We start from the raw sequence: 11,375 nt of genomic DNA, 5'->3' as shown, positions 1-11,375 counted from the left end.
CGGTCATCGCATCGGTAGCTGAACTCGACCCTGGTCGCTTCGGCTTCTTGCGCGGCGACTTAATCTCATGCTCGCATCACCGCCGCCGGGACCGACATCGCGCCGGATCGGGTGATCGGCATCCGCTGCGGGGCGGCAGACTAATCGGCGGATACATTGGCGCCCACCTGCACCCTCTCCCACCGGAGAAGGGACTGCCCCGGATCGTCGGTGGTGGCTTCGCAGTCCTGACCGCCGAGGGTTTACGCAGCTGAAGCGCTGTGACGAGTAGGCGTTCCCGGGGGTTTTGTCAGCGGGTTTGCGCTTTATCCGGTGGATTCCCGGCGGTTGTCGGGCCGACCGTACGGCGCGGTCGGCTCTATACTGGCGGCGTGGTCGACCAGCACCAGCGGCATTGCGCATCCGGGGTAGTCCGGGTGCTCGGCGTACTGGTGCTGCTGTTCGGCATTGCCGCTATGCATACGGGTGTGCTCGACACCCATCCCGGCTCCCAGCAGCTCCAGTTTGAGCACTCCAGTCTGCTGACGGGAGCGGCGGGTGCTCATGACGCGGCCGCGGCGGCCACCGTGAACGACGACCACATTGTTGGGCACTACGCCCTCCACGCGTGCGTATTCGTCCTATCTGCGGCGGCGTTCTCGGTGGGTCTCGTGCTGCTCTACCGGTTCGGCACCGACTCAGGCGAGCACTTGCCGAAAATTCTGCTCTGCCGATCTCAGCGCGAACGGCCACCGCCGTGGACGGCACCGTCTCTGGCTGAATTGTCGATTCTGCGGATCTGACAGGTTCTGGCCGCTTCCGTAGTCCGCGACCCGAAGCGGTCTCCTGTGCCCGCATCCCGCCCTGATCGCACTCCGCGGGATTCCCCACCACTCGTTGCGGGATACAGCGAGCCGTCCTTTCGACCGGAAGCGGCCCGTGCGCGGTTTCGCCACCGCGGTCAGGTCGACCAGATGCGCGCGCACTTCTCCTCGGAAGTTGAGCACATGGTGCGTCGGAAGCGAGCACGCCAGCCCGGTGCACACATGCTCGTCCGCCCCGAACAACCGCGGCCACGAAGGCGGCGATCCAGCCGGACGCACGTACGCGGCCCATCTGGTTGCACCACCCAACTCGACATCAGCCGGGGGCGCCACCCCCAGACCGGGAGCCCGACACCCGCGGTCCCGAACTGTTCGGCGCGGCACCCGGGCCATCACGAACTATGAAGAATCCCATGTCCTCCATAGAATTTCCGCCGTCCGCCCCGTTGACCCGGCGTGGATTTCTCGCTCTCGGGGCCGGTGCCACTGCGGCGGCCGCCCTGGCCGCCTGTTCTGATGGCGCGCAAGCCGCGCGCATACTCGTCGGGCCTGACTCCGATGCGGTCCGTGCGGCGGAAAGCAACCGCCGGGCAGCCTCGGCGACGGTGCGGGATGTGGCGCTGCGCGCCGAACCCAGCACTGTGGACCTCGGCGGAGTGCGGGTGCAGACCTGGACCTATGGCGGCAGGCTGCCGGGTCAGGAGATCCGGCTCTCCCGGGGGGAGGTGCTGCGCGCTGACTTCACCAACGCGCTGCCGGCACCGTCGACGATTCACTGGCACGGGATCGCGATGCGCAACGACATGGACGGGGCGCCAGGGGTCACCCAGCCCGAGATCGCCTCCGGCGGCGCGTTCCGTTACGAGTTCACCGTGCCAGACGCGGGCACCTACTTCTTCCATCCGCATGTCGGCGTTCAGCTCGACCGTGGCCTGTACGCGCCGCTGATCGTCGAAGACCCGGCCGACGGGAAGGACTACGACCTGGAGGCCGTCGTCGTGCTGGACGACTGGCTCGACGGGGTGAACGGCCGTGACCCGGACGCAGAGCTGCGGCAGCTGCGTGACAAAGGCATGGCCGGTATGGACATGGGTGGCTCCGGCGGCATGGACCACGGAGGCCACGGCGGTACAGGGATGGGCGGGTCGTCGACGATGGCGATGCCTACCGATCCCAACGCTCCCCTCGGCTCCGATGCCGGTGATGTGACCTACCCGTACTACCTGATCAACGGCCGGCTCGGCACCGACCCTGTGACCTTCACCGGCCGTCCCGGCCAGCGCATACGGCTGCGGATCATCAACGCCGCCTCCGACACGGCGTTCCGCGTCGCTCTCGGTGGCCACCAGATGCGGATCACGCACACCGACGGGTATCCGGTGCAACCGGTTACCGGTGCCAGTCTGCTGATCAGCATGGGGGAACGTTACGACGCGATCGTCGAGTTGGCCGACGGGGTTTTCCCGCTGGTCGCCGCAGCCGAAGGCAAAACAGGCCAAGCTTTCGCACTCGTTCGCACCAGCGGTGGCACCGCACCTGCGACGGATGTGCGGCCAGCAGAACTGTCCGCCCCGCCGATCACCGCCGACCGGCTTGTCGCGGCCGAGGCTGTGCGGCTGCCGGACCGCACGCCGAGCAAGACCCTCGATGTCACCCTCGGCTCGGACACCACGAAATACATCTGGACCATCAACGGCAAACAATTTCCCGACCACGCGATGCTGGATGTGACCCAGGGACAGCGGGTTCGGCTGCGATTCATCAACACCACGACGATGTTCCATCCCATGCACCTGCACGGCCACACCTTCCAGGTCGTCACTGCCTCCGGTACCGGACCTCGCAAGGACACCTCGATCGTGCTGCCCATGCAGACCCTCGAGGTGGACTTCGACACCGACAACCCCGGGCAGTGGATGGTGCACTGCCACAACATCTATCACGGCGAAGCCGGGATGATGAGCGTGCTGTCATACGTCCGCTGATCGGCAGCCGGTGGACGGAGACCGGGATCGCATGAGGCGGGTTGCTCACAAGCCGGGGCCTGGTCGTCCAGGACATGAATTGCGTCCTCACGACCAGGCCCGGCTTCGGGAGCGTCTGGATACCCCGGGGCATCTGTCAGACGGTTTCCGGTACGGCGTCCGGTGCGGGGCTGCGCATCGTGGCCGCTGCGATACCAGCACCGGCCAGGGCGATGACGGCCGCGCCCAGGAACGCTGCGGAGAAGCCATCGGTCAGCGTCGACAGATCGCCGAGCTCATCCGCGCCGAACGCGGTGGCGACCGCCGTCATCGCGGCCAGCCCGAGAGCGGAACCTACCTGGTAGCTGACATTGACGATCCCGGAGGCCAACCCGCCCTCTTCCGGCTGCGCCGCGGAGATGGCGGTACCGAGCGAAGGAATGAACGCCAACGACATGCCACCGGCGGCGACCAGCGACGCGGGCAGCACATCGGCCCAGAAGTTACCGGTCGGCCGCACCAGCGACATGATGCCCAGCCCCAGACCCAACACGACCAAGCCGGTCACGATCATCGGCTTAGCGCCGAAACGCTGCATCGCCCGCGGAGCAAGGACGATCATTCCGAGCATGATCAGCGTGGTCATCGGCAGCAACGCCGCACCCGAGGGGAAGGCGCTGTAGCCGAGCACCTGCTGCAAGTACAGATTCAGGAAGAACCACATCGGCACCCACGCCGCTCCCAGCAGTAGCTGAGCGATGTTGGCGGCAGCGAGGTTCGGCGCCCCGAAGATACCCAGCCGCATCAGCGGCTCATCGCGTCGGGACTGGACGAAGACGAAACCGGCGAGCAGCGCGGCCGCAGCGGCGAGGGCTGTCCAGGTTTCTCCCGAGTCCCAGCCGACCTCAGGTGCCCGGACGATACCGTAGACGGCCACGGCCAGTCCGGCGGTCACCGAGACCGCTCCGAGCAGATCGACCGAACCGGAACGCGCAGGCGCGCTCGGCATCAGGGCGGGCACGGCGATCAGAGCGAGAACCGCGATCGGGATGTTGATGTAGAAAACCCAAGGCCAGCTGATGTATTCGGTGATGACGCCACCGAGGAAGACACCCGCGGTACCGCCCGCCGGGGCCGCTGCGCCGTAAACAGCCAGCGCCTTCGTCAACTCCTGCGGCGAGGACCCGAACAGCATCATCAGCAACGTCAGCGCCGAAGGTGCGATCAGCGCCGCCCCAGCGCCCTGCACGGCGCGGCCGACCAGCTCGATGCCGACATTGCCTGCCGCCCCGGCGATCACCGAACCGATGAGCAAGACCAGCCAGCCAGCGCCGAACACCCGGCGGGCGCCCAGCAGATCCGACAGCCGTCCGCCGAGCAGCAACAGCCCGCCGAACGCGACGACATAGGCATTGAAGACCCAAGTCAAATTCTCCTGGGAGAACCCGAGCTCGGTCTGCATCTTCGGAAGCGCGATGCCGATGATCGAGGTGTCCATGATGACCATGAACTGAGCAGCGGCAATCACCGCGAGCGCCCACCACTTTCGCGTGGCGGATGCGGTTTGGATCGACATTTTCGTTTCACCTTTCCGGAACCAGTGCATCACATGGTGCACATACCCTACCCCCCTAAGGTATCTGACTGTCAAGGTCGCGTCTCCTACGGCTGCGAGCCGATGATCATCCACTCGTGCGAGTGGCCAGCAACCGCAAAGCGTCACCAGGATGACCGTCCACGAGCAGATTTTCGTCGGAGGCCGAGGCGGTGGAAGCCCACAGCCACCACCAAAGCGACCAGGCTCGTCTCCGCTTGGGCACCGACGATGTTCCTGCTCTTCGGTGCCGAGCTGTTCGTCGGCAACCAGCTCGTCGGCAAGCTGGCACCCTGATCTCGCTCCGGCTCGACCGCCTCATTGTGAAAACACGCGGCGGGCGACCGGGCTCCGGGCGCCCGCCCTCGTTGGTTGCCAGACGCAGCGATCGATCAGCGCCGAGTGGCGCTCGCGGCTTCTCCGTGCGAGCGATTCATCTGTACCGAGGCAGGATCAACTGGCGCCGGTTCCGGCGCCGTCCGGTCGGCGACTTCAGGGCCGATCTCGTAGAGCTGCGCTTGTTCGCCTTCTCGTGCGAGGCGAGCGGCGGACGCACGGTCGAGCCGGTGCAACGCGGCAGCGGCGAATGCCCCGATCGCGCTGAGCCCGGCCCACACCGCCCAATCCGCACCGGCAGCCCGCGCGGCCCCGACGACAGCGCCGGTGGCGAGATTGCCCGCCAGGATACCGACGCCGACGATGGTGTTATAGAACCCGTAATGGGTTGCCACCAACTTGCCCCCGGCGAGTGATACGACGGTGTCCATCTCGAAGGGAAACACCGCCGCGGTGCCGACGGCCAGCAACGCAGTCGAGGCCAGCAGCGCGACGACCGCGGCGGCGACGCCGAAGCGACCGGATCCGGGGACGACCAGAACGGGCAGGAACGACGCGCCCAGTATCGCCATACCGACTACGAGACTGCGGCCGGTTCCCCAGCGTGCTTTGAACCATGCCGTAATCCGCAGCTGTCCGGCGACGGCCACGACACCGGAAACGACGAACAACGCCGACACCAGTACCTGGGACCGCGCGCCGGCCACGTACTCGGCCTGCAGCGGCAACGCAAGGTAAATCTGGAACGACAGCACATACGAGCCGATCATCGCCAGCGAGAACCAGATGAACCTGCGGTTCGCGGCCACGGTGCGCCAACTGTCGAGCACCGAGGCATGCTCGGAACCGGTCTGGCCGCGGCGAGGCGGGAGCGCGAACAGCTGCGCCACTGTCAGCGCCGCGAACACCAGCGCCGCGGCCGCCGCGGTCACTCGGAAGTCCAGCGCCATCAACACCAACCCCACCAGCGGTCCGGCCAGGATGCCGGCTTGATAGAAGATATTGAATACAGCGAACGCTTCCACGCGGCGTTCGCCGGTGTCGGCGGCCAGGTATGCGCGCACGGCCGGATTGAACAGCGCTCCCGCGAATCCGGTCGCTGCGGAAGCAATCAACAGGCCGGGCAGCGAGGTGGCGAATACCAGCAGTGCGAAACCGCCGGTGCGCAGAAGACACCCTGCGACGATCAGGGGTTTGTAGCCAAGTCGGTCGGCGAGCGTGCCGCCGATGAGGAACATGCCCTGTTGGGAGAAGTTGCGCACGCCGAGCACCAATCCGACCGCCCATGCGGCCAGCCCGAGCGGTCCGGCCAGGTAGCCGGCCAGGTACGGCATCAACATGTAGAACCCGAGATTGATGCCGAACTGGTTGACCATCAGCAGTCGCGCGGCGAGGTCGAAGCTGCGAAACTTCCGGAACACGGTCACGGTGCGGTGTCTCCTGCAGGGGTATGGGGAGCTACGACAGTGCTGCAGCGGGTCCACGAGTGCACCACCCGCGCGGCAGGATGTTCGATGACATCCGGTTCGATCGGTGGGTCGGCATCGAGCAGGCCATGCTCGTCGCAGTAGCTGTCGTTGTAGATGGTGTCGAAATAGCGTTGCGGCCCGTCCGGGAATACCGCCGCGATCCGCGTGTCCGCTGAGTGGGTGCGCGCCGCCCACCCGGCGACCAACGCGACAGCGCCGACGCTCCATCCACCGGTGGCGTGATGCGTGCCCGCCAGAGTCCGGCAAGCCCACACCGCCTCCGACGGCGCCACCCAATGCACCTCATCGAATGCGCCGTAGTCGACATTCCTCGGGAAGATGCTCGAACCCAGGCCCCGCATCAGTCTGGGGCCCGCGGGCTGGCCGAAGATCGTGGAGGCGACGGTGTCCACCCCGATCAGCTTCATGTCCGGGTTGGACCGGCGCAACACCCGCGCCACCCCGGCCGAATGACCGCCGGTTCCGACCGCGCACACCAGCACATCCACCGATCCCAACTGCTGGATCACCTCCAGCCCCAGGGATTCGTAGCCGTCGACATTGTCGGGATTGTTGTACTGGTCAGGGCACCAGGCACCGGGCTCGAGGGCCACCAATTCGGCGACGCGGTCGCGGCGTGCCTGCTGCCAGCCGCCACTGGGATGCGGCTCACCCACGATCTCGACCCGCGCCCCATAGGCCGCGAGCATGCGCGCCACGATCGGCTCGAGACCCGGATCGGTGACCACGGTCACCGGATGCCGATATACCGTTCCCGCCAGCGCCAACCCCAACCCGAGAGTGCCACTCGTCGACTCGATGATGCGCGCCCCGGGTGCCAGATCACCTCGCTCCTTGGCGCGCCGCACCATATGCAGCGCGGGCCGATCCTTCATACCCCCAGGATTGAATCCCTCCAATTTGGCCCAGAATCCCCGCCCGGCGGGCGCCAACGGCGCACCCACCCACAGGACCGGTGTATTGCCGACCAGAGAGCTCGGCTCCCCCGCGACCACCGGAGCCGCAGAAGTCTCGGCGAGCTTGCCGAAGACCACGTTGTTCATGACTGTCGCTTTCTGTATCCGAACCGCCACAAGCGACGGTGAGACGTTGAGCAGGCAGCGAACACCGGCCGACAACACAACAAAGTCGGCCTGGCGCTGACCGATCAGCGTCGGGAGATACAGAACCTGGCGAGAATGTCTTGCCCGTTCAGCACGGGTGCGCGGGCTACCGGCGGTCCCCGAACGCCACCGACGCCCGCGGACATGAGGAACGCGGCACCGACCACAGCGGCTCCCGCCAGGGCCAGCCACAGCAACGGCAGCAGAAGTCCCGCCGCCGCGGGCAGCATCGACTTCACGATGCAATGGGTCATGTGCTGATCACAGTCATCTTTCGCATGACCGATCGCGCGGTCGGAGTGATGATCATGCGAAGCACTCGCCGAAGCGTTCGCGGTGGCGGCACCCAGGTGCAGGTGTTCCGCACCGCCGAGCAGCGCGCAGTCGATCATCGGGGCGACCAGCAGGACCGCCATCAGCAGTCCCACCAACGACCCACGCCGCAGCCGACCCACCAGCGTCACACTGCGCCACCTGCGGAAACGAAGCGATCGGAGCATGCGCGGGCCAAGGGCCGAGTCGAGAGGCGGCACGTCGGCAAATCAGCCACCATCCACAACGTTGCCGCCTCTTCGCCACAATCGGCGTGGTCAACCATTGCCTTCACCCGTACCACCTCCATTCATCGAAACCATCGGCGACAGACAATTCCCGCGTCGTAGATGCGACATCACGGAAGCAAGACCGACATCCTCGCGAAACAATCTACTACCTACATCCATAGTCTCTCGGCCCTGTGATGAGATCCACCCGATCACGTCGGCGAAACATAGCTCCTCGACATTCCCCTACGACCCTGCGCCAAACCGCCTGATAAGGCGCTTTGCGCCCACCCGGCCCTGCGACGCCACTCTGCGGCAAACAGCGATTGCGTGAACGTCAGTGCAAGCGTATAGCTAGCTCACCTGCTGAGCTTCTCCGTAGACCAGGACTGGCGCCCGCCTGATCATGTGGTAAGCCACCGCCCGCGCCCGTCGACGCGGCGGCATCGGCATCGGCATCGGCATCGGCCTGACCCAATCTCGCGCGTCCTCGTCGCAGCCCACGTGGCCGAATCTGGGCGCAACGACGGGCTGTCGCCGGACCAGCCTTACCGTCCCACTCCGCTCACCGGAGCCGTCCCGGTCGCCTCCCCATCAATCCATCCAGCGGCGCGTTCTCGGCTCAGGCTGCCAGCCCTGTTGTCCTTACGCCCGCCCGCGGCTCCACAGCGCTGAGCAGCCAACTTGCCATATACCCCCCGGGGGTATATTTTTTCCCGTGTCCCGCTGACAACAACAGGAGGATCACGAAAATGAGCACCTCGAACCACACCCACGACGCCACTCACGCCGCCCATGGCCATCATGTGAGCCACGGCGCGCACGCCGCCTCGGCCGTTCATGCCGGTCACGGCTCACATGCGCAGATCGGCCACCACGCCACCCCCACCGCCGGTCACTCCGGTCACGACGCTGCGGCTTTTCCCGGCGGACTGCTGATCACCCAGGACGGGTACTCGCTCGAACTGCAGGACACCGTGCTGCAGCCCGGCGAGATCGACTTCCGGTTCCGTATCACCGGTCCGGACGGGCGGCCCGTCACCGACTACACCCCCATTCACGACAGAGACCTGCATCTGATCGTTGTTCGTCGTGAATTGACCGGATTCTGGCATGTCCATCCGCGGCTCGGCGCCGACGGCATCTGGTCGGTGCGTCTGAATCTGCCTGAAGCCGGGGCTTATCGGGTCTTCACCGATATCGCACCCCGCGCCCTGGGCCGCACCATCACTCTCGGAGCGGACCTCGCCGTCGCCGGAACGTATGCCCCGCTCCCGATTCCCGCCCCGGCCCGCATCACCGTCGTGGACGGCTACGAGATCGAACTACGCGGCGAACTCACCACAGGCGACGGAAGCCTTCTCGCCCTCACCGTCCGCAAAGACGGCACTCCGGTCACCGACCTGCAGCCCTACCTCGCGGCCTTCGGGCACCTCGTCGTCATCCGGGCCGGCGACCTGGCCTATGTCCACGTCCACCCCAACGGCGAACCCGGTGACGGAGTGACCGCCCCGGGCCCGGATATCACCTTCCACACCGCCGCACCCGGGCCCGGGATCTACCGTGCATTCCTCGACTTCAAGCACGAAGGAATCGTCCGCACGGCGGCCTTCACCCTGCCCGCCGGCACACCCCAGCGGCACTGACCATCAAACCGAGCCCGCCGACCCCGCGACCACACACCAAGGAGTCCCCATGTGCGGCTGTCGTTGCCCATCGACTCGTGCCCCACCACCCCTACCCACTCCAAGGAAGTGCTTCGGAGATGATCACCTCGTTGTTCACCCAGCGTGACTATCTGCGCCTGTTCACCGCCCAGGTGTCGGCCCTGTTCGGCACCGGATTGACCACCGTCGCCCTGGGACTGCTCGCATACGAACTCGCAGGAGCCGACGCGGCCGCCGTCCTCGGCACCGCACTGACCATCAAGATGCTGGTCTACGTAACCATCGCACCGATCGCGGCCGCCTATGCCAACCGGTTCCCCCGCAGGCTGTTCCTGGTCGGGCTCAATATGATTCGCGCCGCGGTGGTGTTGGCACTACCGTTCATCGACCAGGTCTGGCAGATCTATCTGCTCATCGCGGTGCTGCAAACCGCGTCGGCCGCGTTCACCCCCACCTACCAGGCCGTCATCCCGGACATCCTGCCCGACGAGCGCGACTACACCAAGGCACTGTCAGCCGCCCAACTGGCCGCGACGATGGAAACGCTGCTGAGCCCGATGCTGGCCGCGGTAGCACTGGCAGTCATCAGCTTCCACTGGCTGTTCGTGGGGACCGCCATCGGATTCACGATCTCGGCCGCCCTGGTGATCACCACCCGCATCCCGGACGCGCGGACCACCACCGAGGGCACCTTCGGAGAACGGATCACGGTAGGCATCCGCATCTTCGCCGCAACGCCGCGGCTGCGCGGGCTGCTGGGCCTCAACCTGGTAGTCGCCGCCGCGGGCTCGGTGATCATGGTCAACACCGTCAACTACGTGCGTGACACCCTCGGCGGAACACAGTCGGGGGTGGCGACGCTACTGGCCGCGAACGGTTTGGGCACCATGATCGTCGCACTGTTGCTGCCCCGCGTTCTCGAACGCCGCGACGCGCGGCCGGTGATGCTGGCGGGCGCCGCCACCCTGCTCGCCGGACTCGGATCCGCCATCGCGTTGTCGACCGCAAGCAGCGGCGACTGGCGATGGGGCGCCGCGATCGCGGTGTGGGCAGTGGTCGGCGCGGGAACAGCGGCGGTGCTCACCCCGACCGGTCAGGTGCTGCGGCGCTCGTCGCGGCCCGCCGACCGGCCCGCGCTCTTCGCCGCTCAGTTCTCGCTCTCCCACCTGGCCTGGCTGATCACCTACCCGATCGCCGGATGGCTGACCACCGCCACCGGGTACACCACAACCTGGATGACACTGGCCCTACTCGCCGGTACCGGGATCACCGTCGCGCTACGGATGTGGCCGCGCCACGATCCGGCCCAGCTGACCCACCTACACGAGGTCGGCTCCATCGACCCGGGCAGGCTCACCGACGCCATCCGGGTCGACGAACGCCACTACCAGCACACTCACGTGTACGTCATCGACCCCGAGCACCCCCGCTGGCCCACACCAGCGACGCGCCCACACACGCTCGCCGCATGACGGCTTCGCCGTCCACACCGGCGGTCGCGCGGCAACGCGACCGCCGTAGCGGCTTGACCCCTCATCCGAGAGGCAGCGCCAGAGCACACCCGGCCGCCCGGACAGGCGCCGCCACCTCAACGAGCAATATCGCGAAACCACACCACACCGGCCACAAGCGACGCCACACAACATGGTTCGAAGGCCAATGGAGGTTGTCATGAGTCAAGCGGCTCGCTACTCCGGGCACCGCATTGCCGCTGACGCAACCGTCGCCGCCACACCCCCGAAGCCGGGCATCTCACTGCTCGATCGCTAATTCGCCACCAAGGCGGACGCAGCAGGCCCCTCCCGGCTGGATCGCGGGCCCGGACTTCAAGGCACCGCCGACTGGTCCGGGATTTCGTTGACCTGGACGCCGTGGA

Annotated in this window: 8 protein-coding genes; 4 read left to right on the top strand and 4 right to left on the bottom strand. The window is 66.6% G+C overall.

The window, feature by feature from the left end; translation table 11 throughout:
• Positions 1 to 371: 371 nt before the first annotated feature.
• Both ON27_RS40005 and ON27_RS21855 read left to right on the top strand, forming a co-directional pair.
• The gene (locus ON27_RS40005; protein WP_083887727.1) at positions 372 to 782 is read left to right on the top strand and encodes a DUF6153 family protein; all 411 of its coding nucleotides are present in this window, start codon (positions 372 to 374) and stop codon (positions 780 to 782) included.
• A 434-nt stretch (positions 783 to 1,216) separates the two neighbouring features.
• Positions 1,217 to 2,788: a multicopper oxidase family protein gene (locus ON27_RS21855; RefSeq protein ID WP_043730893.1), complete on the top strand. Its 1,572-nt coding sequence runs from the start codon at positions 1,217 to 1,219 to the stop codon at positions 2,786 to 2,788.
• 136 nt (positions 2,789 to 2,924) lie between these two features.
• Here the strand turns inward: ON27_RS21855 and ON27_RS21850 are convergent, their stop codons facing one another.
• The 4 genes from ON27_RS21850 to lpqS form a co-directional block, all read right to left on the bottom strand.
• Positions 2,925 to 4,343, bottom strand: coding sequence for an MFS transporter (locus tag ON27_RS21850; protein WP_043730887.1), 1,419 nt, complete (start codon positions 4,341 to 4,343; stop codon positions 2,925 to 2,927).
• A 410-nt stretch (positions 4,344 to 4,753) separates the two neighbouring features.
• Entirely contained in the window at positions 4,754 to 6,124 is a 1,371-nt protein-coding gene (locus ON27_RS21845; RefSeq protein ID WP_086007528.1) for an MFS transporter, read from the bottom strand.
• Complete coding sequence (locus ON27_RS21840; protein WP_043730885.1) at positions 6,121 to 7,230, bottom strand: PLP-dependent cysteine synthase family protein; 1,110 nt, start codon at positions 7,228 to 7,230, stop codon at positions 6,121 to 6,123. Before ON27_RS21840 ends, ON27_RS21845 begins: the two co-directional genes overlap by 4 nt.
• Before the next feature lie 104 nt (positions 7,231 to 7,334).
• The gene (lpqS, locus tag ON27_RS21835; RefSeq protein WP_043730882.1) at positions 7,335 to 7,754 is read right to left on the bottom strand and encodes a putative copper homeostasis (lipo)protein LpqS; all 420 of its coding nucleotides are present in this window, start codon (positions 7,752 to 7,754) and stop codon (positions 7,335 to 7,337) included.
• Positions 7,755 to 8,584: 830 nt separating this feature from the next.
• On the opposite strand from lpqS, the gene ON27_RS21830 reads away from it, so the two are divergent.
• Both ON27_RS21830 and ON27_RS21825 read left to right on the top strand, forming a co-directional pair.
• Complete coding sequence (locus ON27_RS21830; RefSeq protein ID WP_043730879.1) at positions 8,585 to 9,478, top strand: DUF8832 domain-containing protein; 894 nt, start codon at positions 8,585 to 8,587, stop codon at positions 9,476 to 9,478.
• 119 nt (positions 9,479 to 9,597) lie between these two features.
• A complete protein-coding gene (locus ON27_RS21825; RefSeq protein WP_043730877.1) occupies positions 9,598 to 10,971 on the top strand; it encodes an MFS transporter in 1,374 nt (457 codons plus the stop codon).
• Positions 10,972 to 11,375 lie beyond the last annotated feature (404 nt).

It is taken from the genome of Nocardia asiatica NBRC 100129, assembly GCF_000308415.1.
Lineage (GTDB): Bacteria > Actinomycetota > Actinomycetes > Mycobacteriales > Mycobacteriaceae > Nocardia > Nocardia asiatica.
This window is presented reverse-complemented; position numbering and strand designations above follow the sequence as displayed.